General features: G+C 63.5%; 21 protein-coding genes. 18 read left to right on the top strand and 3 right to left on the bottom strand.

Translation table 11 applies throughout. The annotated features are described in order from the left end of the window. The 3 genes from MF270_RS21330 (at position 1) to MF270_RS21320 (ending at position 2,610) form a co-directional block, all read left to right on the top strand. Positions 1–420: a hypothetical protein gene (locus MF270_RS21330; protein ID WP_094023174.1), complete on the top strand. Its 420-nt coding sequence runs from the start codon at positions 1–3 to the stop codon at positions 418–420. Beyond that, positions 420–1,445: a TrbL/VirB6 family protein gene (locus MF270_RS21325; RefSeq protein WP_238367813.1), complete on the top strand. Its 1,026-nt coding sequence runs from the start codon at positions 420–422 to the stop codon at positions 1,443–1,445. Before MF270_RS21330 ends, MF270_RS21325 begins: the two co-directional genes overlap by 1 nt. A gap of 208 nt (positions 1,446–1,653) precedes the next feature. Beyond that, on the top strand, positions 1,654–2,610 hold the full coding sequence (locus tag MF270_RS21320) for an IS5 family transposase (RefSeq protein ID WP_238367812.1): 957 nt from the start codon (positions 1,654–1,656) through the stop codon (positions 2,608–2,610). Positions 2,611–3,006: 396 nt separating this feature from the next. Here the strand turns inward: MF270_RS21320 and MF270_RS21315 are convergent, their stop codons facing one another. After that, entirely contained in the window at positions 3,007–3,693 is a 687-nt protein-coding gene (locus tag MF270_RS21315; RefSeq protein WP_043847429.1) for a DUF6629 family protein, read from the bottom strand. Positions 3,694–4,071: 378 nt separating this feature from the next. On the opposite strand from MF270_RS21315, the gene MF270_RS21310 reads away from it, so the two are divergent. The 15 genes from MF270_RS21310 (at position 4,072) to MF270_RS21240 (ending at position 21,483) form a co-directional block, all read left to right on the top strand. Next, positions 4,072–4,434: an NADH-quinone oxidoreductase subunit A gene (locus tag MF270_RS21310; protein WP_238367811.1), complete on the top strand. Its 363-nt coding sequence runs from the start codon at positions 4,072–4,074 to the stop codon at positions 4,432–4,434. Continuing rightward, entirely contained in the window at positions 4,431–6,278 is a 1,848-nt protein-coding gene (locus MF270_RS21305) for a heavy metal-binding domain-containing protein (RefSeq protein ID WP_238367810.1), read from the top strand. Before MF270_RS21310 ends, MF270_RS21305 begins: the two co-directional genes overlap by 4 nt. Further along, positions 6,275–7,195 (top strand): NADH-quinone oxidoreductase subunit H, encoded by a 921-nt coding sequence (locus MF270_RS21300; RefSeq protein WP_238367809.1) that lies wholly within the window; start codon positions 6,275–6,277, stop codon positions 7,193–7,195. Before MF270_RS21305 ends, MF270_RS21300 begins: the two co-directional genes overlap by 4 nt. Positions 7,196–7,222: 27 nt before the next feature. Continuing rightward, a protein-coding gene (locus MF270_RS21295; protein ID WP_238367808.1) for an IS5 family transposase occupies positions 7,223–7,980 on the top strand; the annotation gives its coding sequence in 2 pieces (ribosomal slippage) (positions 7,223–7,559 and positions 7,559–7,980; 759 coding nt in all). A gap of 33 nt (positions 7,981–8,013) precedes the next feature. After that, positions 8,014–8,538 (top strand): NADH-quinone oxidoreductase subunit J family protein, encoded by a 525-nt coding sequence (locus tag MF270_RS21290; protein WP_238367807.1) that lies wholly within the window; start codon positions 8,014–8,016, stop codon positions 8,536–8,538. Continuing rightward, on the top strand, positions 8,535–8,846 hold the full coding sequence (gene nuoK, locus MF270_RS21285; RefSeq protein ID WP_237273239.1) for an NADH-quinone oxidoreductase subunit NuoK: 312 nt from the start codon (positions 8,535–8,537) through the stop codon (positions 8,844–8,846). Before MF270_RS21290 ends, nuoK begins: the two co-directional genes overlap by 4 nt. Next, complete coding sequence (locus MF270_RS21280) at positions 8,843–10,738, top strand: NADH-quinone oxidoreductase subunit 5 family protein (RefSeq protein ID WP_238367806.1); 1,896 nt, start codon at positions 8,843–8,845, stop codon at positions 10,736–10,738. The genes nuoK and MF270_RS21280 overlap by 4 nt, the downstream gene beginning before the upstream one ends. Before the next feature lie 17 nt (positions 10,739–10,755). Continuing rightward, on the top strand, positions 10,756–12,216 hold the full coding sequence (locus MF270_RS21275) for a complex I subunit 4 family protein (RefSeq protein WP_238367805.1): 1,461 nt from the start codon (positions 10,756–10,758) through the stop codon (positions 12,214–12,216). Further along, positions 12,216–13,574 carry an NADH-quinone oxidoreductase subunit N gene (locus MF270_RS21270; protein ID WP_238367804.1) on the top strand — a complete coding sequence of 453 codons (1,359 nt, stop codon included), beginning with the start codon at positions 12,216–12,218 and terminating at the stop codon, positions 13,572–13,574. Before MF270_RS21275 ends, MF270_RS21270 begins: the two co-directional genes overlap by 1 nt. Before the next feature lie 83 nt (positions 13,575–13,657). After that, entirely contained in the window at positions 13,658–16,042 is a 2,385-nt protein-coding gene (locus MF270_RS21265; protein WP_238367803.1) for a heavy metal translocating P-type ATPase, read from the top strand. A 17-nt stretch (positions 16,043–16,059) separates the two neighbouring features. Next, positions 16,060–17,508 (top strand): YfcC family protein, encoded by a 1,449-nt coding sequence (locus MF270_RS21260; RefSeq protein ID WP_238367802.1) that lies wholly within the window; start codon positions 16,060–16,062, stop codon positions 17,506–17,508. Positions 17,509–17,532: 24 nt separating this feature from the next. Continuing rightward, complete coding sequence (locus tag MF270_RS21255) at positions 17,533–18,759, top strand: arginine deiminase (RefSeq protein ID WP_238367801.1); 1,227 nt, start codon at positions 17,533–17,535, stop codon at positions 18,757–18,759. Between the two features lie 14 nt (positions 18,760–18,773). Beyond that, a complete protein-coding gene (gene argF, locus MF270_RS21250) occupies positions 18,774–19,775 on the top strand; it encodes an ornithine carbamoyltransferase (RefSeq protein WP_238367800.1) in 1,002 nt (333 codons plus the stop codon). 2 nt (positions 19,776–19,777) lie between these two features. Next, positions 19,778–20,716, top strand: coding sequence for a carbamate kinase (gene arcC, locus MF270_RS21245; protein ID WP_238367799.1), 939 nt, complete (start codon positions 19,778–19,780; stop codon positions 20,714–20,716). Then, positions 20,713–21,483, top strand: coding sequence for an SDR family NAD(P)-dependent oxidoreductase (locus MF270_RS21240; RefSeq protein ID WP_238367798.1), 771 nt, complete (start codon positions 20,713–20,715; stop codon positions 21,481–21,483). The genes arcC and MF270_RS21240 overlap by 4 nt, the downstream gene beginning before the upstream one ends. Positions 21,484–21,505: 22 nt before the next feature. On the opposite strand, the gene MF270_RS21235 is transcribed toward MF270_RS21240, so the two are convergent. Beyond that, complete coding sequence (locus MF270_RS21235; protein ID WP_238367797.1) at positions 21,506–22,561, bottom strand: type II glyceraldehyde-3-phosphate dehydrogenase; 1,056 nt, start codon at positions 22,559–22,561, stop codon at positions 21,506–21,508. Beyond that, positions 22,558–23,898, bottom strand: a complete 1,341-nt coding sequence (locus tag MF270_RS21230; RefSeq protein WP_238367796.1) for an SAM-dependent methyltransferase — start codon at positions 23,896–23,898, stop codon at positions 22,558–22,560. The genes MF270_RS21235 and MF270_RS21230 overlap by 4 nt, the downstream gene beginning before the upstream one ends. Positions 23,899–24,233: the final 335 nt, after the last annotated feature.

Below are 24,233 nucleotides of genomic sequence, written 5' to 3'. Positions count from 1 at the left end.
ATGCGCCTTTCCAACATTGCCATTCTTGTCGTTCTTGGTGCCGGTTCGGCACTGTCCGAGGGCGCGCCCAACGTGTCAACCGACCTCACGGTCGACATTGCGCCGCAGAGGTACCGGATCTGCAACGACCGCACTGCGCGCCCCGCTTGGATGGATGAACTGCATCCACGCGAAGCCTACAAGGCGCTGACGATGATGGACCTATACGAGTTGCGTGCTTGGGAGCGGATTGCCGAGACAGAGGATTGCTCTTGCGAAACGCGCTTCCCGGGATGGGATGAGGTTTCAGCGGAATACGCCGAGCGGTTTGCCACCAGCTCCAATGCTGAACATACGCAGGCCCAGCTTCATATCCGCCGGGAACGCAATGACATCCGCCAAGGCGTTCAGGACATCTGTGAAGCCCAAGGCAACTGGTAATGGGTGTCGTCAGCTGGATGGTTGGAACGGCGGACGCGTTCCTTGCCGATGCCGCGGAGTCCCAGTTCGGGGCGGTCGCAGGCAACATTGGCACGATCGTCCTGCTGATGGTGACCCTCTCGGCCATCGGGCTCTTCATCAATATGGCCTTCCAGTACCGCAGCATGGATGGCGCGAGCTTCTTCTGGTACCTCATGAAGCTGATGCTGGTCGGGCTTTTTGCCTTCAACTGGGTCCAGTTCAATGCAGTCGCCAACGCGGTGATCGGCGGATTGGATTACGTCGCAGGCGCGCTCGTGTCGTCAGTTGGTGGAGGCGGGGCAGGGGCCACGCACTTCGCTGGCGAATTTGATAATCTCATTGAACGATTTGCCGACTACCTGAACGCCATCGGCAGCAACCTGAACTGGATGACCGGTGCGATCCTCGGTGGTATCGGCCTCGTGCTCCTGAGCCTCCTCGGCTTCATGACCGGGATCGTGCTGATCTTCGCCAAGATGATGCTGACCCTGATGCTCGGACTCGCGCCCGTCATGATCGCACTATCGCTCTTCGAGGCGACCAAGGATTTCTTCCACCGCTGGGTCTCGACCACCGTCAGCTATGCCTTCTACCCCGTCGTCATCGCCGCGATGTTCTCGACCGTAGTCGGCATGGCCAACGCGCTCCTGGCGCAGCTCGGCGATCCTGGCTCCGCGACCAATATCGGCTCGCTTATCCCGTTCTTCGTGATGGTGTTTCTCGCGAAGGGGTTCGTCGCGGCGACGCCGCTCATTGTACGTGGCCTGTCGGGGAATTTCATGGTTGTGGCCGGACCGAATGCGTTTGCCGCTGCGGCTGCGGTTGCCAGGGGGATGGTCAATACGTCCGGCGTTCAAGGGCGGGCGCGGGTCGGGGCTTTGACCGCTGGGGAAGTGATTGGGCGAGGCGTTGTGCACAGTCCAGCTGCTTTAAGGGCGGCAGCAACAACCACGAGCGTTCAGCTAGTCAGGGTATCAGAGAGGGCAAAGAGGTTGGTCCAGTGATGGATTGGACTGGTTCGTTTGGAAGTTCAATGGCTTAAGTTCTACCTTTTGCATTGTGTGTGCAACATGAAATCGGCTTCTACGCGGTATGTAGGGTGTTTGGCGGGTTAGCTGATTTTACCTCCCCTACAGCCAAGGAGAGTCTGAAAAACCTCGCGCGCTGAGCGCGGCGGGGTAGACTGAGCGGGACGAAAAAGGACGCCCGCCGATGCCCAAGCAGCCAGCCTTTCCCGACCTCCGCCACGCGATGAAGAAGAAACAGACGCGGCGCGAGAAGTTCCTGGCCGAGATGGAAGATGTGGTGCCGTGGACGCGGCTGCTTGCCCTGATTGAACTGCATTACCCGAAGCGGGGTGCGCGCGGAGGGCGTCCGCCGATGCCACTGGAAACGATGTTGCGGGTGTATTTCCTCCAGCAATGGTATGCGCTCAGCGATCCCATGGCCGAGGAGATGCTCTACGACAGCGAGGCCATGCGCCGGTTCGCGGGCATCGAGCTCGGCGATGACCGCATCCCCGATGAGACGACGATCCTGAACTTCCGACACCTGCTGGAGAAGCACGCACTAACGGAGCGGTTGTTCGTCGAGGTGAACATGCATCTGGCCGATCAGGGTATCACCCTGCGCTCAGGCACGCTGGTAGATGCGACGATCATCGACGCGCCGTCCTCGACCAAGAACGAAGCCAAGGCCCGCGATCCGGAGATGTCGTCGACGAAGAAGGGTAACGACTGGTATTTCGGTATGAAAGCGCACGTCGGAGTGGATGCTGAGAGCGGCATCGTGCACAGCCTCGAAACCACGACAGCGAAGGTGCACGACAGCCAGGTGTGGGATGAGCTCCTACATGGCAAAGAGACATCGGTGTGGGCGGACAAGGGCTATGTCAGCGCTGCGCGCGAGGCCGCATTCTCCACTCCCGGCAAGTTCTGGGGCGTCATGCGGAAGGCGGGAAAGGGTGCCACCCTCGACCCCACCGACGCGGACATCAACCGCATCATCGCCATGATCCGTGCCCGGGTCGAGCATCCGTTCCGCGTGCTCAAGCGCCAGTTCGGCTATCTGAAGACCCGCTACCGGGGGCTGGCCAAAAACCGCGCGCAACTTTTCACGCTGTTCGCCCTCGGCAACCTGTTCCTCGTGCGACGGAAGCTGATGGCATGAGGCGGACTCTGTCTGAAGACCCCGTTTCGGCCCCTCAGCGGCGCCATACCGGGCGAAATTCATCGTGCTTGGCGCGCGCGCTTCGCTTTCACAGCCTGAGTGACTGGCTTTCGGCGAAGCCGAAGGCGTAGTTCAGACGTTCCCCAACTTGACCGAACAAGTCTCACATTTACCTTAGGCCACCCGAAAGCAGTGGTCTCCTTCTTTGAAGATGTAGTGAACAGGTTTTAAACTGTATCAGGGTCGGTATGGGGCAATGCGGGTGAGGAAATAGGGATTCGAATGCACGTAAGCGCGCTTACTTTTTTGCAGCTTCTTCTTTCAGATCAAGCGCTTCCCGTTGACCTCGTCATTGGTACCAGCAGTCTTTGCCCGGATCCCATTTACTTGTCGGATTTAGGCGAACAGTTCAGGACATTCACGGGCGCACTTGTTTGTCAGGATGATGTAGACCAGATGCAGCGTCGCAAGTCCTGCCAGCAGGCAGAAGAAAGAAATGTAGGCATATTGCAGGAAAGCAATATCGACCACGATCACCGCCACCAGCGTCAGGGCGAAATGGCGCACATGTTTGTAGTGCGACAGGGCCGGCGGCAGTGTGATGAGGGTCACGTAGATCGTGTTGGTCAACCACCGCGGCATCATGAAATCGAGCCACATGGATTTTTCATAGGCCAGCGACTGGTTGTTGATCTCGACCACGACCATGTCGCTGTTGAGCCCGTGCGGGATGTAGAGCAGCAGGCCGAAGGCCAGTCCGATCAGCGCCATAAGGCGGAACAATCGCTTACGCGGACTGTCGTCCGGCTCCAGTACATAAACCGAGAAGGGAACCCAAATCGGCCACATGAACCAAGTGAAGAAGATGAACCCCATCGCCCCCCACAAGACCGTCAGTGGATCATTTCCGTTCATGCCAACCCAGACGAAACCCTCAGTGAATTGCTGAAGACCTGCGAAAAGCGGCATCAATGCAAGCGGGAGATAGCGCTTGTTGCGCTGGAAGGCCACGATCGAAATGGCGGCCCCACCCCCGACAAGGAAAACGCTTGCAGCAAAACTGACTTGGGCCGACAGGCACATGGCATTTTCCTTTTCTAGCCTACTCTGTTTCCAAACCTAAGCGACTTCTACAGCCTTGAAAAGAATGCAAATCGTCAGCCGCAGGATTGGTCCGGCTCCCCCCAAAACAGGAGGCGAAACGCCTGCTCCGCGTCGCCTCGGCAGTCACGCGGGCGCAGAGGCTAAAGCGGCACGGGTCGAACGCCGGGTCTCCGGCCGGTCCATCTGGTGTCGTTTGCGTCACAGTATACGGTTTCACCGACGGTTCTGTAATGGTCTGTGTCCTGCAGCGTCTTGATATCAGCCGGGGCGAGGCCTGGGCGTTTGCCTGATTGTGCTCCGAAGTTCAAAGACTTAGTGTGATCCTGGACCACCAGTCGCAAGGAGGCGGAGTAGAAGATGAGCGAGCTTTCCCAGTATGCCATCCTATTCGGATTGAGCGTCGGCGTGTTCGGCTTTGTCATCAGCCTCTATGCGTTTGCCCGCGCGATCGGACGCGCCCGCGCGGAACCCGGCAAGGATGTTCCCGCCACCGCGGGCACCCTGTCGCGCGATCCGGTCTGGGTGCGTTACCATGCCCGCTATGCCGGGTACGCGCTTCTGTTTCTCGCCTTCGACATGGAAATGGCCTTCATGTATCCGTGGGCCGTCGTTTATCGCGAGGAAGGGCTCATCGCCCTGCTCGACATGGGCGTGTTTCTTGCCATCCTGTTTCTGGGCCTGCTCTATGGCTGGAGCCAGGGCGCACTGAGGCGGCAATGATGCTTGCGGGCGCGCGTCAGGGCGCGATCTCCGGGATCCGGCGGGTCATCGCCACGGCAATGTCGCGCGACCTGAGTGCCTTCGTGCTGCCCGGTCCGGCCGTCGCCCGGTCGCGGGGGCTCGATCTGGCGGGGCCGCACCTGCGCGTCGTCGGCACGCCGCGCCACGCCGGGGTCCTGATCATCGTCGGCCCGATCCCGGAGGGTCTGCGGGATGCAGCGGCGGTCGTCTTTGCCCAGATGCCGCGCCCGCGGGCGATCCTCGCGCTTGGTGCCGGGGACATCGCGCCTCTGCCCGCGGCCGATGTATCGGCGCCGTTGACCCAGGAGGGCCTGCAATCGGGACTGGCAGAGCTGCGCCGCGTCGTCGCAGCGGGCGCTTTCCAGCCGGATGCGGCCGATTTTACCGCTGCCGCACTGGAAGTGCGCATCGAATACACCTGCCCGATGCACCCCGAAATAATCCGCGACGAGCCCGGCGATTGCCCCAAATGCGGCATGACCCTTGTCCCGCGGGAAACATCCGCAGCAGGCCACCGTGGTCACGGGCAGGCGCAGACCATGTCCGAGATGGCCGACCATTCCGGGCACGAACCGAAGTCGGGCGATAGCTGCCACACCGACCACGGTGACACAGCCAAGGACGCCGCCTACACCTGCCCGATGCACCCCGAAGTGGTCAGCGACGAACCCGGCAAATGCCCGAAATGCGGCATGACCCTGGTGAAGGCCGGCAGCGAGGGCGGCCACGGGCACAAGGGCCACGGGGGTCATGGTGGGCATTCCGGACATGGCGGGCATTCCTCCGAACCCGTTGACGGAATCGAGCCACATTTCATGTCGATGGTCGAATTGACCAAAGATCAGCCGCGCAGCAGCGACGGCTTGCAAATGGAGTGGATCGAAGCGCCTTTCGGCCCGTTCTTCCCCGGTCTGCCCGCCGGTCTGCACCTGAGCCTGACACTGGACGGCGATACCGTGGCGGGCAGCGACGCCCGGAGCCTTGTCGGGATGGCCGACCTGCCGGGGGGGACGGCAATGGCCCCGGGCCAATTCGTCGATCATCTGGCGGCGATGCAGTCAAGCCCGATTGCCTACCGGGCGCTGGCCTGTGCTGCGATCGAGGACGCTGCCGGAATCGCGTTCGGCGCGGATGATCGCCGCGCCCGTGCCGCCGCCATCGAGCGGGAGCGGATCGCGAGCCACCTGAGTTGGCTGGCCGAGTTCGGCGTCCAAACCGGGTTTCTGTGGCTGGCGGGGCGGGCCGGGGCGCTGCAACTGGCGGTGCAGGGTGCAGGCGCCGCCGAAATCGCCGCGCTGGCGGGACCGATCGGGCGGCTGATCCGACGGGTTCAGGCGGCGCCCCTGATGCGGATGCGCCTGCGGGGGATCGGGCGTGTCGGAAAGGACCGCGTCGCGTGGGGGCCGGTGGACCGGGCGCGCGGCGGCGGGTCGGATGCGCGCAGCGACGATGCAACGCTGAAGGAGCTTGGGTTCGGGATCCGCGTCCGGAATGGCGGCGACGCGCTGGCCCGGATGATGCTGCGCTGCGACGAGATCGACCAGAGCATCGGGCTGATCGCGACGGCGGGCACGCTTGCCGCACCCATGCTGGCGGATGTGGGCGTGGTCTCGGGCGAGGGCGCGGCCAGCATCGAAACGCCGCGCGGCGCGGCGCGCCTGACCGTGACGCTGACCGATGGCAAGGTGACCGGGGCGGAGCTGAAAACGCCGTCCACCGCGCATCTTGCCCTGATCGACGATCTGACCCGGCAGCGGGAGCTGGGCGATGCGCTGGTGGCCATCGGCTCGCTCGACCTGTCGCCCTGGGAGATGCGCGGATGACTGTCGCCATCGTCCTTCTGTCGCTGGCCCTCGGGGCCTACCTTCTGGCCGTGATCGAACGCTGGGCGGTGCATGGCCACCTGAGCCTGACGGGTCCCGCCTGGGCGGCGCTGGCGCTGCTCGGGCGCGAGTCGGTGCTGGCGCGCAAATCCGACCGGCTATTCTTCGAGATCGGGCCGGTTCTGCTGCTGGTGGCCGGGCTGTTGGCGGTGGCGGTGATCCCGCTGGCGCCGGGTCTGATCATCACCGACCTGGCCACCGGGGCGCTGTTCCTGAACGCGGCGCTGGCCTATGTTCTGGTGGCGCTCATCATGGCCGGATGGGGGCCGAACGGGGCCTATGCCATGATCGCGGGCTGGCGGTTCCTGGGCCAGTTCATCGCCTATGCGATGCTGATCGTAATGCCGATCACTGCCGTGGCGATGCGGGCGGAGTCGCTTTCTACGGTGCAGATCGTGACCTCGCAGGCGCAGCTCTGGAACGTGATCTACCAGCCGATCGGTTTCGTCCTGTTCGTCGTGGCGGCGATGGGGCTGGCCTGGCTGCCGCCGCTCGACCTGCCCGATGCCACCGGCGAGCTGGCCGGAGGGGTCGAGGCGGAATATACCGGCGCGCGCCTCGCGGTGCTGCGGCTGGGGCGCATGACGATCATCCTGGCGCTGGCGGGCGCGACCGTGACCTTCTACCTCGGCGGCTGGCTCGGCCCCTGGCTGCCGCCCTGGGCCTGGAGCGCGATCAAGATCATGTTCGTGGCCGCCGCGATGCTGGGCGTCGGGCGCTACATGCCGCGCATCCGCGAAGCGCGCTATCTGGCGCTCAGCTGGAAACTGGGGATCTCGCTGGCGCTGGCCAACATCTTTATCGTGGGGGTGATCGCCCTAGGGTCTGGACCCATTGATTTCCGCTTGGGTACGTGATTCACGGTTCGAAAACCGAGCGGTGACATGTCTGATCTATTCTGGCTTACGGACGCGCAGATGGCACGTCTTGAACCCTTTTTCCCGAAGTCCCATGGCAAGCCACGCGTTGATGACAGACGCGTCCTCAGTGGGATTATTTTCATCAATCGCAATGGCTTAAGATGGCGCGACGCGCCTGCAGCCTACGGTCCACACAAGACGCTATACAATCGCTGGAAACGATGGAGCGACAAAGGCGTCTTTGCCCGGATGATGGCGGGGCTGGCCGCCAGGCACGGTGAAAAGAACACCGTGATGATCGATGCCACGTATCTCAAAGCCCACCGGACAGCGACCAGCATGGGCGTCAAAAAAGGGGGCGTGGACGTCTGATCGGCCGTACCAAGGGCGGCATGAACACCAAGTTGCATGCCATTTGCGACAGCAAGGGCCGCCCGCTTGATCTGTTCGTAACCGCCGGACAGGTGAGCGACTACATCGGGGCACGCGCCTTGCTCAGCAGCTTGCCAAACGTCAAATGGTTGCTCGGGGATCGCGGCTATGATGCCGATTGGTTCCGAGAAGCGTTGCAAGACAAAGGGATACGCGCATGTATCCCCGGTCGAAAGCAGCGCAAGAAACCTGTGAAGTACGACAAACGTCGCTACAAACGGCGCAACCGGATCGAGATCATGTTCGGCAGGCTGAAGGACTGGCGGCGTGTGGCGACCCGCTACGACAGGTGCCCGAAGGTCTTCCTCTCAGCCATCGCTCTCGCCGCAGCCGTCATCTACTGGCTTTGAAACTCAATGAGTCCAGACCCTAGTGGTGCCGATATGACCGGATTGACCGTCCAGATGATCTTTCTCGTCTTTTTCGGCGCGGCCGCGGTCTGGTTCGGCATCGTCGTCTTCCGCACCCATTCGATGGTGCGCTCGGCGCTGGCGCTGCTGTTCTCGCAGACGGCGGTGGGCGCCCTGTTCCTTGTGATGCAGGCCGAGTTCCTCGGCGTGTTGCAGATCATGATGATGGCCACGGAGATGAGCGTCATGGCGATCTTCATGGTGATGTTCATGATGGATCCCGGCGGCCTGGGCGAAATGGACATGACCCACCAGAAACGCCTGTCGCTCTGGGCGGGGGGCATCGGCCTTCTGGCGGCGCTGATGCTGGTCTGGCTGCCCGATTGGGGCCCCGTCGCGCTGTCGGTGCCCGGTGCGCATGAACAGGCCCAGGCGCTGGGGCGCGAACTCTTGGGCCGGTCGATGCTCGTCTTCCAGTCGGCGGGCCTGACGATCCTGACCGCGATGGTGGCCGCGACGATGGTCGCCATCGTGCCCAACGCGGAGCAGCGCAAATGATCCTTGAACTGATGATCGCGCTCAGCGTCGGGGCCGGGCTGTTCGGCGTCGGCCTCTATGGCGCGCTGAGCCAGACGAACCTAGTGATGATCCTCATGGGGGTCGAGTTGATCCTTGCCGCGGCGCTGGTCAACATCGTGGCCTTCTGGCGCTATCTGCATCCCGATGAGCCGGCGGCGCAGATGTTCGTGCTGATCGTGATGGCGGTGATGGCGGTGGAAATGGCGGTCGGCTTCGGCATCGCCATCGCGCGCTTCCGGGTCCGCGGATCGGTCGAGATGGAAGAAGCGCGCGAGTTGAAGGGATGACGCTGCTGGCCCTCATCATTGCCGCGCCGCTATTGGCGGGGCTTGCCGTGCTGGCCTTGCGCCGCGCGCCCGAGGCGATCGCGCTGACCGGCATCGGCATCGGTTTCGCGGCGGCGCTGGCCCTGCTGGCGGGCACGTTCGGCGGGAACGCGGCGCAACTGGTCCTTTCCGGATTGCCACGAATGCCGCTGATCCTCAGCGCGGAGCCGCTGACGGCGGTGTTCTCGGCCCTGGTCGCCACTGTCGCCTTCGGCGTGCTGGTCTATGCCGCGGGATACATGCGCGCGGACCCAGACAGGCCGCGCTTCTTCGGCACGGTGCTGCTCTTCGTTGCGGCGATGCAGGCGCTGGTGCTGGCAGGCGACTGGATCACCCTTCTTGCCGCGTGGGAACTGATCGGCTTTTCCAGCTATCTGCTGATCGGGTTCTGGCACGGCCGCGCGGGCGTGCCCGCCGCCGCGACGCGGGCGTTTCTCTACACGCGCAGCGCCGATCTGGGTCTCTATCTCGGGATATTCGTGCTGATCGGCTGGGCCGGAACTTCGGAAATCCAGGCCACGCTGGCGATTACCGGCACGCCCGCGCTGGTGGCGGGGCTGTTGCTGCTGGTCGGCGCGATGGGCAAGTCGGCGCAGGTGCCGTTGCAGGACTGGTTGCAGCGCGCGATGGCGGGGCCAACGCCGGTTTCGGCACTGCTGCACTCGGCGACGCTGGTGGCGGCGGGCGCGATCCTGCTGATTCGGGTGGCGCCGATGCTGCCCGCAGGCGCGCTCTTGGCGGTCGGGCTGGTGGGCGGCGTCACGGCTGTCGTCGCCGGGCTGATCGCGCTGGCCGAGCGTGACCTGAAGCGGCTGCTAGCCGCCTCGACCTCGAGCCAGTACGGGCTGATGCTGCTGGCGGTGGGCGCGGGCGTGCCGGTGGCGGCGCTGCTGCATCTGATCGCCCATGCCGCGATCAAGAGCACGCTGTTCCTCGGGGCAGGGGTGTTCCAGCACGACCGCGACAGCACCTATATGGACGCAGTGGCCGGCGCGGGCCGGGCGCGGCCGCTGGTCTTTGCCGCCTTCGCCCTTGCCGCGCTGGCGCTGGCGGGTATCCCGCCACTGGCCGGCTTCTTTTCCAAAGACGCGATCATCGCCGCCGCGCTCGCGGCGCCGGGGGCCGCCTGGCTGGTCCCGCTGGCGCTGGCCGGAACGGTGCTGACAGGCACCTACATGGCGCGGGCGCTAAGGGTGCTTTGGGGCGGCGCGGCGCGGCCCGTTTCCGGCAAGGGGATCGGCTGGATGGGGGCCGGGATGGCCCCGCTGGCGGCGCTGGCTGTCGGGCTGGGGGCCGCATTCGCGCCGCTGGAACATGGCCTCGGTGCCGAATTGCCCCCCGAGGGTACCGCGATGATCCTTGGCCTCGCGGCGGCACTAGTCGGCCTCGCGCTCGGCTGGTTCCTGGGCCCGGCGCGCCTGCTCGGCCCGATGTTGCCCTTGGCGCAGAGCGGCTTCGCGCTCGCGGGCGGCATGGATGCGCTGATCCTGCGCCCCGCGCTCGCCACCGCCGCTGCCTGCGAACGGTTCGAACAACGCCTGCTGGCCGCCCAGCTGGGGCTCGTGCGGGCTGTGGGCTTCGGCAGCGCATCGGGGGTCGAGCGCGCGGAACAGCGCATCCATGCCGGCACGCTTGCGTTCGGACGCCTGAACCTGCGGCTGGGCGACCGCGCCGAGGACACCGACAAGAACGGCATCGACGGGCTGATTTTCGGCCTTGTTCACCGAACCGTCGCCGCTGGCCGCCGCCTGCGTCTGCTGCAAAGCGGGCTGATCCACCGCGAACTCGCCCTGACCGTCATGGGGATCGCCCTCATTGTCGTGCTGCTGCTTGCGGCACCGCTATACTCCTGAAGAAAGACGAGCCCGCCATGCCCCTTCTCTCGCTCTCCGTTTTCCTGCCCCTGCTTGGCGGTCTGCTGCTGCTGGCACTTCCCCGCAAGTCAGCCCGCACAGCACACGGCATTTCCATCGGCACGACGGGGCTGACCTTTCTGGTAACGCTGGCGATCTGGGCGCGCGGTACGCTGCCCGGCGGTTTTGCCCAGGTCGAGGAAATCGCCTGGATCCCGGCGATCGGCGCCGCCTACCGGCTGGGCATCGACGGGCTGAGCCTGCCGCTGATCCTGATGACATCGCTGCTGTTCTTCCTGTCGTCGATCTATGCGGCCCGGATCACCGACCGCCCGGCAGTCTTCGTGGTGCTGATGCTGATGCTGGAAACCGCGTCCATCGGCACCTTCGCGGCACTCGATGCGCTGCTCTTCTACGTCTTTTTCGAGGTTTCGCTGGTGGGCATGTATTTCATGATTGTCGGCTGGGGCTACGAGGAGCGTCAGCGTGCGGGCCTGATGTTCTTCATCTACACGCTGCTGGGATCGCTGCCACTGCTGCTGGCGATCATCGGGCTATTTCTGGCCACCGGCAGTTTCGACATGCGGCTCTGGATCGACATGCCGCCGCTGACCGGCCTCGCGGCGATGCTGGCGCTGGTCGCGATGCTGTTCACCTTCGCGGTCAAGATCCCGGCGTTTCCGGTGCACACCTGGCTTCCCGCCGCGCATGTCCAGGCACCGACTGTGGGCAGCGTCATCCTCGCCGGGGTGATGCTGAAATTCGGCACCTACGGGCTGATCCGCTTTGCCCTGCAAATGACGCCCGAGGCCTTTGCGCAGGCCGGTCAGGTGGTGCTGGCCTTCGGGGTGTTCAGCGCGATCTACGGCGCCTTCGCGGCGCTGGCGCAATCCGACCTGAAAAAGATGATCGCCTACACGTCGGTCAACCACATGGGCTATGTGGTGATGGCCGTCGCGGTGGCGGCGCTGACCATCGACGCCGATCTGCGTGCGGTGGCGCTGAACGGCGCGGCGCTCCAGATGGTCAGCCACGGGATCGTCACCGGGTCGCTGTTCTTTCTCGTCGGGATGTTGCAAAGCCGCGCCCACAGCCGCGAGATGGCCGGCTTCGGCGGTTTGCTGGGGCAGGTGCCCTGGCTGGGCTGGGCGTTCATCCTGTCGGTCTTCGCGTCGCTCGGGCTGCCGGGTCTGGCGCATTTCCCGGCCGAGTTCCAGATATTCCTGGCCACGCTCAACGCCCAGCCCTGGGCTATCGCGGCGATCCTCGCCATCGTGATCACCGCGGGTCTCTACCTGCGGGCCATTGCGGCGGTCTTTCTCGGAGAGCGGAACGGGAAATGGGCCGACATGCCCGATCTTGACCGCGGTGAAAAGCTGGCCATCGTGCCGCTGTTGGTCCTGATCGTGCTGATCGGCGTCGCGCCGTCCTGGCTGCTGGGCATGATGGATGCAACGATGCGGGCGCTGCAATTCTGATGGCCCGCGATCTTTCCCTGCTGATCCCGGAAATGCTGCTGGCGGTGACCGTGGTGCTCATGCTGGTGTCCGAGATGCTGCGCGCGCCGCGGCTTGCCCTCGGCATCGGGGTGATCGGGCTGGGACTGGCAACCGCGCTGACCCTGCCGCTGCTGGAGACAGATACCAGCGTGTTCGGCGGCACCTACCGGATCGACCTGCTGTCGGCCTGGGCCAAGCTGATCCTGTTGCCCGGCACCGCGCTCGCCCTTCTGATGGCGCGCGCCGAGATTGCCGGAAAGGACCGCGAGGGCAGCGTCTACGCGCTGCTGTGCCTGGTGACGCTGGGGGCGCTGATGCTGTCGGGCGGCGGCGACATGATGATGCTGGTGCTGGGCGTGGTGCTGACCGGGCTTGGCTCCTTCGCGCTGGTCGCCTGGCCGCGCGACGATCCGGCGACCGAGGCCGCGATGAAATATCTGGTCTTCGGGTCCGTCACCGGGTCGGTGATGATCTACGGGCTGAGCTTCTGGTTCGGCGGCACCGGCTCGACGCTCTTTTCCGAGCTGGGCCGGCTGGAGGGCAGGACGCTGATCGCGCTGGCCGGGCTGACCGCGGTGCTGATCGGGCTGGGCTACAAGGCGGCGCTGGTGCCGTTCCAGTTCTGGGCACCCGACGCCTATGACGGCGCGCCGATGTCCGTGGCCGCCTATCTGTCGGTAATTACCAAGGTCGCGGCAATCTTCGCCTTCGCGCAGATCTTGCGCGACCTGCCGGTCAGCACCGGCTGGCCGATGGTGGTCGCGCTAATCGCCGCCATGACGATGACGTTCGGCTACCTGGCGGCGCTGGTGCAAAGCAACGTGGTGCGCCTGCTGGCCTATTCGTCGGTGGCGCAGGCGGGTTATTTCATGATGGGGATCGTGGATCTGGGGCCGGGCTCGCTGGCGCTGCCCTCGGTGATCGTGTTCGGCGCGGCCTATGTGGCGATGAATCTCGGCGCCTTCGCGGTGATCATGGTCGCAGGGCGCAGCCTCGACGACTTCCGGGGCTTCGGCCGCGCGCGCCCTGTGATCGGCGTAGCGATGGTGGTGTTCCTGCTGTCACTGACGGGCATTCCGCCGCTTTTCGGCTTTGTCGGCAAGGTGCTGCTCTTCGGTGCGGCGATCGAGGCGGGTTATCTGTGGCTGGCGGTGATCGGTATTCTCAACAGCGTACTGGCGCTGGCGGTCTACCTGCGCATCGTGGTGCCGATGTATCAGCCACGCGAGGCCGGTCAGGACAGCGCCGCCCCGGCGCCGCCGCTGATGATCGTGCTGGGCGCGACCGCGCTGGTCACGCTGTTCATGGGATTGCTTGCCGGGGTGTTTCCGGGGTGATCGCTGTAAGGCTCGAAGGTGGGCGACGTCTATCACCTTGACGGTCCTTCGCGACCGCAAGGATGTACCGATAGGAGCCGACATTGAAAACCTTGACCCTTGAGGTCCGCGGATTGTTCGAGGAACTCGATCATCTCGCGGTCGAACGTCATGTATCCGCCCTCGACGGCGTGCATCGGGCCGAAGCGAACCCTGCGTCTGCCAGTGTGACAGTGCAGTACGACGAAACGGCGGTGGGCGCGGGGGCGCTGCGCAAGGCGATCGACGCCTGCGGCTTTCACTGCGCCGGAGAGCGTATGCCGAACCATATCTGCCAGATGGACCACACCGGCCATGAAGACCACGCGGCGCATGGCGCGACAGGGCCCGTTGCCAAGGACGCGATGGCCCATGAGATGGGTCACGGCGGCGGCATGGAGATGGCCGACATGGTCCGCGACATGCGCAACCGGTTCTGGGTGGCGCTGCTCTTTACCATCCCGATCTTCATCTACTCGCCGATGGCCGGCATGTTCGCGCCCCCGGCACCGCCTTTCGGCCTGAGGCTGGACCTGTGGCTGTTCATTCTCGGAAGCGCGGCCGTTGTCTGGCCGAGCTGGCCGTTTTTCGTGGCGGCATGGCGGGCACTGAGGAACGGCATCCTCAACATGGCCGTGCTGGTCGTGCTGTCGGTCGGCACGGGATATGTGTTCAGCGTCGGCTCGACCTTCTTTTTTCCCGGCGTGCAGTTCTACGAGGCGGTCGCGGTCCTGCTGGTCTTCATCCTGCTGGGCCACTGGCTGGAAATGCGGGCGCGCGCCGGTGCCTCCGCGGCGATCCGGGCGTTGCTCGATCTCGCGCCACCGATGGCCACGGTGATCCGCGACGGGCAGGAGATCGAGGTGCCGACCTCCGATGTGCTTCAGGGCGAAACGGTGGTGATCCGCCCCGGCAACAAAATCCCGGTGGATGGCGAGGTTTTGGAAGGATCGTCGCTGGTGGACGAGTCGATGCTGACGGGCGAATCGATGCCGGTGAACAAGGCCGTGGGCGATACCGTCATCGGGGCCACGATCAACAAAAGCGGCACGTTCCGCTACCGCGCCACCAAGGTCGGCGCCGACACCGCGCTGGCGCAGATCGTCAAGCTGGTGCAGGAGGCGCAGAATTCCAAGGCACCAGCACAGCTTCTGGCCGACCGGGCGTCGCAATGGCTGGTTCTCATCGCCATCGTGATCGGGCTGGCCACCTTCGCGGTCTGGTTCTGGTGGATCGGATCGCCGCTGCTGTTCGCGCTGACACTGACGATCACCGTTTTCGTCATCGCCTGCCCGGATGCGCTTGGGCTGGCCACGCCGATGGCTGTCATGGTGGGCACCGGGTTGGGGGCGCAGCACGGCATCCTGTTCAAGAATGCCGGGGCGCTCGAGGATGCGACCAAGCTCGACGTGATCGTCTTCGACAAGACCGGCACGCTGACGATGGGCGAGCCGCGCGTTGTCGAACTCGTCGCGGCTGACGGGAGTACTGAGGATGATGCGCTGCGCGCCGCGGCCTCTGTCGATCGCGGATCAGACCACCCCCTGGCGCTGGCCATCGTCCAGCGCGCCGAGGGGCTCGATGTGCCGCAGATGGCCGGGTTCGAGAACCTCGAAGGCCGCGGCGCACGCGCCGAGATCGCGGGCGAGCCGGTGCTGGTCGGCAACCGTCGGTTGATGGACGAGCAAGGCATCGACCTTGGCGCGCTCGATGCCCAAGCCGAGCGCCTGAAGGGCGAGGGCCGCACTGTGGTGCATGTGGCGAAGGGCGGGCTGATGCTCGGGCTGATTGCCATCGCCGATGCACCGCGCCCGAGCGCCATGGCCGCCGTGGTCAAGCTGCGCGAACGCGGCGTCGAGGTCGCGATGCTGACCGGCGACAACGAAGGCACCGCGCGACGGATCGCGGGCGAGCTTGGCATCGACATGGTGCTTGCCGACGTGCTGCCGGGTCAGAAGGCCGAGAAGGTCAAGGAGCTTCAGGCCCAGGGCAAGAAGGTGGGCATGGTCGGTGACGGCGTCAACGACGCGCCCGCGCTGACCCAGGCCGATGTCGGCTTTGCCATCGGCGCGGGCACGGATGTGGCGATGGAAAGCGCCGATGTCGTGCTGATGAAAAGCGATCCCTACGATGTCGTGGGCGCGATCGAACTATCTCGCGCCACCTTGCGCAAGATGCACCAGAACCTGTTCTGGGCGGTGGCCTACAACGTGATCGCCTTCCCGATGGCTGCAGGTGTGTTTTACCCGCTGATCATCAGCCCTGCGGTCGCCGCGATTGCCATGTCGGGCAGCTCGGCGCTGGTTGCCGTCAATGCGCTGCTTCTCAAGCGGACGCGGCTGGAAGGGATCAGCGAAGGCCAAGGCGGCGCAGGTGATCGGCGGAACCCGGTGGATTCTGAAACCGTCCAGGCGTCGGGGTCCGCACCTCAAACACACCAAACACATTGAAAGAAGAGGAGGCCACGATGACCGATACATCTATAGACAAAAAGCCCGATGAGGGCGGATTGACAGCACGATTTCCCACCGCCTATTCCATCCTTTTTCTGCTGATTATCGCCGTTGCGGCCCTGACTTGGATCATCCCTGCCGGGCAGTACGACCGCGCGATGAATGAAGAGGTCGGGCGCGAGATCGCGGTGCCGGGCACCTATCAGACGGTCGAAGCCAATCCGCAGGGGTTTGTCGATGTCATGCTGGCACCTGTCGCGGGATTCTATGACCCCGACAGCTATGCCGCCAATGCCATTGACGTGGCGCTGTTTGTGCTGCTTCTTGGTGGTTTTCTGGGAGTGGTGAACGCCACAAAATCCATCGATACCGGGATCCAGACCGCGATGGGTCGCCTCAAGGGACGCGAGATATGGATGATTCCAATCCTCATGTCGCTTTTCGCCCTGGGCGGAACCACCTATGGCATGGCCGAAGAGACACTCGCGTTCTACGCGCTGCTGATCCCTGTCGTCATCGCCGCAGGCTACGATTCAATAACCGGCGTGGCAATCATCCTGATCGGCGCGGGCATCGGCACATTGGGATCGACGATCAACCCATTCGCCACCGTCATCGCCTCGAATGCGGCGGGCATTCCGTTTACCGAAGGTATGGCGCTGCGGCTGATCATCCTGATCGGCGGCCTCGCGATCTGCATTGCCTATGTCATGCGCTACGCCTCAAGGGTCAAGGCGGACCCGGCGCGATCCGTCGTCGCGGCGCAACGCGAAAACGACCAGCGGTTTTTCCTGAAGGAGACGGACGCGGAATTCAGCGAGCCGAAGCTGACCGGCACCCAGAAACTGGTTCTTGTCCTGTTCTTCGCAACCTTCGCCGTGATGATCTGGGGCGTATCGAGCCAGGGATGGTGGATGGCCCGGATGGGCGCGCTTTTCTTCGGCATGGCCATCGTTGTCGGACTTGTCGCGCGGATGGGCGAGAAAAAGCTCACCGCGGCCTTTGTCGATGGCGCCAAGGATCTGCTGGGCGTGGCACTCGTGATCGGGCTGGCGCGCGGCATCGTGGTGATCATGGAACAAGGCCTGATCGCTGATACGATCCTGAACAATGCGGCCGACACCCTCGGCGGCCTGCCGGAAATCGCGTTCATCAACCTGATGCTCTGGATCGAGATCGGGATGAGCTTCCTCGTACCTTCATCTTCCGGACTGGCGGTTCTGTCGATGCCCATCCTCGCCCCACTGGGGGATTTTGCGGGCGTCGGTCGCGACCTTGTGGTGACGGCCTATCAATCCGCAAGCGGGCTGGTGAACCTGATCACGCCCACATCCGCAGTGGTGATCGGCGGTCTGGCGATCGGACGCGTATCGTTTGATCGGTGGGTTGTCTTCGTATGGCCATTACTGCTGATCCTCGTCGTCTTCATCTCGGCCAGCATCAGCTTGGCCGCCATTCTTTGACTGAATACATAGGAGTTACCGCAGATGTCTGAACTGAAACTCGGCGTACATTCGGAAACGGGGCAATTGCGGCAGGTGATCGTGTCGCCGCCCGGACTTGCCCACCGCCGCCTGACCCCCGAAAACTGCGCCGATCTGCTGTTTGACGATGTGTTCTGGGTCAAGCAGGCGATCAAAGATCATGTTGTCTTTGCCGACATCATGCGCGGTGAAGGGATCGAGGTTCTGGATGCCATGGCGCTGCTCGCCGAGACGCTGAACACTGCCGAGGCGCGCGGCTGGGTGCTTGACCATCGTATCACCCGCAACGAAGTCGGCGTCGGCATGCGCGACGATCTGCGCGGCTGGATGGAGGAGTTGTCCGGCGCTGATCTGGCCCGTTTTCTCGTTGGTGGGATCACCGTGGACGATTTGACTTTCACCCCGTCGGGCATGTTCGGCAGCTATCTCGGCCTCAACGGCTTTGTTTTGCCACCGCTGCCCAATTTCATCTTCACGCGGGACAATTCCGCCTGGGTCTATGGCGGCGTCTCTCTAAACCCGATGTACTGGCCGGCACGGCGGCCCGAAACGCTGTTGATGGCCGCCGTTTATCGGTTCCACCCCAAGTTCGCAGATGCGCGTGTCTGGTTCGGCGATCCGACGCGCGAATTTGGCGCGGCTACCCTGGAAGGGGGCGATATCATGCCCATCGGCCATGGCGTCGTGATGGTCGGTATGGGCGAACGCTCGTCTCCGCAGGCGGTGGGTCAGTTGGCCGAGGCGTTGTTTCTGGGGGGTGACGTGACGCGCGTCATCGCCTGCCAGATGCCCCGGTCGCGGGCGGCAATGCATCTGGACACGGTATTCACCCATTGCGGCGGCGACGTCGTGACCACGTTCAAGGAAGTGGCGGACGCGATCACCTGCTATGACCTGCGTCCCGGGTCGGCCGGTGCCGCGCTCGATATCCGGCGCGACGCCCGGCATCTTTTCGAAATCACCGCCGAGATATTGGGTTTCAAGAAACTGCATCTGGTCCCGACCGGCGGCAGCGATCTGGCCGAGCAATCGCGCGAACAATGGAACGATGGCAACAACGTGCTGGCGCTGCGGCCCGGTGTTGTCATCGGCTATGACCGCAACGACGACACCAACGCGGCATTGAAGGACGCCGGGATCGAAGTTCTGGCCATTCCCGGCGCCGAACTGGGCCGGGGCAGGGGTGGAAGCCATTGCATGAGCTGCCCCACCATCCGCGATGCAATCTGACAAAAGGAAACCCCATGTCGTACAATCTGCGAAACCGCCACTTTCTTGCGCTGCGCGACTTCAGCCCGCAGGAAATCGTCTTTCTGCTGAAACTGTCGGCCGACCTAAAGGCAGCGAAATACGGCGGCTACGAGGTGCCGCGCCTGATCGGCAAGGAAATTGCGCTGATCTTTGAGAAGGACAGCACTCGCACCCGCGTAGGCTTCGAGGTGGCCGCCCACGATCAGGGCGCCCATGTCACCTATCTGGGGCCGTCGGGGTCGCATCTGGGCAAGAAGGAGACCGTCAAGGACACCGCCCGCGTGCTGGGCCGGGTCTATGACGCGATCGAATATCGCGGTTTCGGTCATCCCATCGTCGAGACACTCGCGCAATATGCCGGGGTGCCGGTCTATAATGGCCTGACGGACGAATTTCACCCTACGCAAATTCTTGCGGATTTCCTGACCATGTCCGAGCATTCGGACAAACCGCTGGGTCAGGTCGCCTATGCGTTTCTGGGGGATGCGGGCAACAACATGGGCGACAGCCTTCTGATCGGCGGCGCCAAGATGGGTATGGATGTGCGTCTTTGCGGGCCAAAGGCCTGTTGGCCCGATCCAGCCATTCAGGACGAAGCGCACCGGATCGCAGAGACCACCGGCGCGCGGATCACCATCACCGAAGAGGTGGGCGAGGCGGTGAAAGGGGCCGATTTCATCTACACCGATGTCTGGCTGTCGATGGGTGAATCCAAGGACAAATGGGAAGAACGTATCCGCCAGCTTCTGCCCTATCAGGTCAACTCGGACGTGATGGCGCAGACCGGCAATCCGCAGACCAAATTCATGCACTGTCTGCCCGCCTTTCACAACGCCGAGACCGAAGTTGGCGCCGACATCGCAAGACACTTTGACATCACGGCGATGGAAGTGACCGAAGAGGTGTTCGAAAGCCCCGCCTCCATCGTGTTCGATCAGGCCGAAAACAGGTTGCACACGATCAAGGCGGTGCTTGTCGCCACGTTGGGGAACTAGCCGTGCTGGTAGTCGCAGCGCTTGGCGGGAACGCCCTGTTACAGCGGGGACAAACCCTGACAGCGGACAATCAGCGCGCCAACGTCCGGACCGCGTCCGTTGCGCTGGCAGATATCGTGCGCGCCGGACACCGGCTGGTCGTGACCCACGGCAACGGGCCGCAGGTCGGGCTTCTGGCGCTTCAGGGGGCGGCTTACAAACCCGACGAGGCCTATCCGCTCGACGTGCTGGGGGCCGAAACCGGCGGGATGATCGGCTACATGATCGAACAGGAGCTGGAGAATGCGCTGGATCATGCGCATCCCGTGGCCACGCTGCTGACGCAGGTTGTTGTCCACGCGGATGACCCTGCGTTTCAGGCACCCAGCAAGTTCATCGGCCCGGTCTATTCCCGCGAAGAGGCCGAAACACGCGCCGCCGCCGCCGGTTGGAGCATCGCGCAGGACGGCGACAAATGGCGGCGCGTTGTGCCTTCGCCAAAGCCGCAGGACATTCCGGACCTGCGTGTGCTGCGCCTGCTGCTGGATCAGGGCGTGATCGTGATCTGCACCGGAGGCGGGGGCATTCCCGTGCTGCGCCTGCCCGACGGCAGCATGACCGGGATCGAGGCCGTGATCGACAAGGATGCCGCCAGCGCGCTGCTTGCGCAACGGCTCGGGGCGGATGCGCTGCTTCTGCTCACTGACGTGGATGCGGCCTACCGGGATTTCGGAACTGATAATGCGGCGCCCATCCGACATCTCACCCCGCCAGAGGCGCGGGCGCTGGACCTGGCGGCGGGCTCCATGGGCCCCAAGATGGCGGCGGCGGCCGAATTCGCGGAGGCAGGGGGCCTCGCCGGTATTGGGCGGCTGGAGGATGCGCTGGCGCTTCTAGATGGAACGGCCGGGACGCAGGTTCGTTCGTCACCCCCAAAATCATCAAAAGGAGATTCTCGATGAAACGTCTCGCCGACAAAGTCGCCCTGATCACCGGGGGCGCAGCTGGAATCGGTCTGGAAACCGCGCGGCTCTTTCTGAGCGAAGGCGCCAAGGTCGCGCTTGTCGACCTCAGGGAAAGTGATCTGTCGGATGCCGCGAGGGATCTTGGCAATTCGGGCGATGTTCTGACAATCGCGGCCGACGTATCGTCGGTCGAGGATTGCGAACGATATGTCACGCAAACCGTCGAGAAATTCGGGCGTATCGAAGTGTTCTTCAACAACGCGGGGATCGAAGGCAAGGTGGCGCCGCTGGTCGATCAGAAGATCGAGGATTTCGACCGCGTGATGGCGGTCAACGTGCGCGGCGCATTCCTTGGGTTGCAGCATGTCTTACCAGTGATGATCGGACAGGGATCAGGCAGCGTGATCAACATGTCGTCCATTGCGGGCCTCAAGGGCAGCCCGAACGTCGCGCCCTACATCACGTCGAAACATGCCGTGGTCGGTCTGACGCGCGCCGCCGCGATCGAGGCGGCGGGCCACAACGTGCGGGTCAATTCCGTGCATCCATCGCCGGTCAACACGCGGATGATGCGGTCGCTGGAGGAAGGCTTCAATCCCGGCCACGGCGATGAAGTAAAGCAGCAGCTTTCCGATACGATCCCGCTGGGTCGCTATGGCGAAAGCCTCGATATCGCCAACCTGGTTTTGTTCCTCGCCTCCGACGACGCCGCGTTCATCACCGGAGCGCAATATCCCGTCGACGGGGGCATGGCTGCGGGCTGATCGGTCACGCCAATTCAGTTTGCTAACGCGTCGGTGTGTTGGCCGCAAACGAACCGACCCCCAGCGCCGCATTCGTGCGCGCAATCGATGCGGTTCCGTTTGGCTCAGCTTGGGTCAGGGCGCGGATCGCGTCGATGGTCTCGGGGATCACGATGGCCTGGTTGTCGACCATGTACGCATAGAACAACTCGTCGCCTTCTACCTTGAGCATGTCTTCCCACAAGGCCACCTCGTAGAGGCTGTCGTTGGGGCGCCCGAAATCGGCCATCATCTCCTTGACCGCATTCAGCGCGCCCAAACCGTCCGCCATCTGGATCAAAGCGATGCGGGACGACGCGCGGAATGCCTCCAGCACCTCGTCCTTTGATGCCTTGCGCGGCATCCTCACGGACCAGTAATGCAGGTGCGCAAGGGTCTGGGGCACCTTGACCGCCATGGTGATCACGTCGAGCTCGGGATCGACGCTTTGCGCATCAGGCCCCTGGTGGCTGGGGATCTCGGGTTCGGGAACGAGCGTGTTCATGATCCCGCCCAGATGGCTTTCCCACGGGTCGGTGGCGCGCCGAAGCAGCGTTCCGCGCGCCGAGCCAAGCAGCCCGAACCGCTTGAGTGCGCTCAGCGTGCGGACGATCGAGGTCGTGTTGCAGGACACGACGCGCGTACTGTCTCGCCCGAGTGCCGTTTGATAATTCGCTTCGGCGACAAAGGAATGGCCCGTTACGCTGTGTTTTTCGCCGCCGTGAACGATGAAGCGGATGCCTTTGTCGCGGTATGTTTCCACATTCTGACCGGCGATCTTTTTCGGCGTGCAATCGATCACGATGTCGGCGGCGGCCAGCAGATCGTCCAAGTCGCCGGCGAGGTTTAGGCCGGCCTTTTGCATCGCGGATTCCCGTTCCGGGTCGGCAGCGTAGAGGGCAAAGCCCTTGGTGGCGGGCATCCGGGCGCGCCAGTCGGCCACGACATCCGCCACGCCGATCAGGTCCATGTCGTTCTGCACAGCCACCGCGTCGGCCACGCGCTTGCCGATCACACCGTATCCGTTCACGGCGACCCTGATTTGCCCTTTGCCTGTCATCCTGCTCTCCTTGTTTGATTGCCAGTCGGGCCGATTTTGCAGTAACGACCTGCCTCGGCGTCCGCTATGTAATCCCGCGTCAGAGGAACGGTGTCGCGGCGTTTGGCCAGTTGGATCTGGAACACCATCAACCGGCCATGCCGGAATGCCATTTCGCAGACGGCCAGATAGAATTCCCACATCCGGCAGAACCGCTCGTCGTAAAGCACGCGCGCGGTCTCGCGCTCGGCGGCGAAGCGTTCGGACCAGTGCCGCAGGGTCTCTGCATAATGCAGGCGCAGGACCTCGACATCCGTGACCCACAGCCCCGACCGTTCTGCCGCCGAGATCGTTTCGGACAGCGAGGGAAGATAGCCACCGGGGAAGATGTATTTCCTGATCCACGGATCACTGCCACCTTTGGGTGCCATGGTGCCGATCGCATGCACAAGCGCGACTCCATCCGGCTTGAGAACCCTTTGAATCGTGCTGAAATAGTCATCAAATCCGCTGCAGCCCACATGCTCGAACATGCCAACCGAGACGACACGGTCGTACTGGCCTTTCTCTTGCCGGTAGTCGCGGAGTTCAAAGGCGACCTGTTCGGACAGGCCGGACTGCATTGCGCTGGCGCGGGCGGCCACGATCTGTTCCGTCGACAGGCTCAGGCCGGTCACGCGGGCCTGATGGTTTTGGGCAAGCTCCAGCGCCAAGCCACCCCAGCCCGAGCCGATGTCGAGAACTTCGAGGCCGGGCCGCAGCAGCAGCTTTGCAGCGATGTGTCGTTTCTTGAGGGCTTGCGCCTCGTCCAGGGTTTCATTGCCCGTGGCGAAGTAGGCGCATGAATACTGTCGATCCGCGTCAAGAAAGAGATCGTAGAGTTCGGTCGAGAGATCATAGTGATGCGCCACGTTGCAGCGGGCCCGGTTGATCGGGTTGTGATGCAACCTGCGGCTCAAAAAAACGTCCAGCCCTTGCCTGATCCGTTTCCCGGGCAAAGCGTCGACGGCGTCGAGGTCAGCCATGCAAATCGAAAGAAGGTCGCGCAGGCTGCCGGTCTCGATGCGGAGCGTTCCGTCCATATAGGCCTCGCCAAGCGCCAGACTGGGGTTTGCAAGAAGTTGCGCAGGCAGCGCCTTGTCGGTCAATCGGACCGAAACGGCAGGGCCGTCAACGTGACCGAACCGCCATGTCTCACCGCAGGCGTCTACAACGGTCAGGTGACCGTTCCGAACCAGACGGCTGAGCAATTTGGCAAGTAACCACATCGCCGCCCTTCCGGGTGCAAGGCGTAGAGGCTGCCTTGCGCCGTCGAGCAATTCAAACCGCTCATCAGGTGAGATTTCGCTGTTGGACATGATCATTGCCTCCGCGTTTGTCTGAGTTCGGAAGGGGCACCGAAGGACCCCGGTTCTCAAAACAGACGACCCACACCTTTGTTGATTACAGAGCGCGGCCATATTGCGTCGGTACCCGAAGGCAGAAGGGACCCACTGGAAATACCGGACCAAACAAATTCCGTGCGCGCGTACCGATAGCTGACTCTGCGTTGCCGAAGGACAGGAGCCAGCGACCCACTAAACGCGGTCGCGATCATCTTTCGTTTGCGGCTTCGAGGTCACGTCCGTCAAGGTGGTGTAATTTCCCGGATGGCCTGAGGGCATGATCAGGCGGCTTTCGTTGTTATGCTGAG

The sequence above is a fragment of the Mesobacterium pallidum genome, from assembly GCF_019966535.1.
Classification (GTDB): Bacteria; Pseudomonadota; Alphaproteobacteria; order Rhodobacterales; family Rhodobacteraceae; genus Mesobacterium; species Mesobacterium pallidum.
This window is presented reverse-complemented; position numbering and strand designations above follow the sequence as displayed.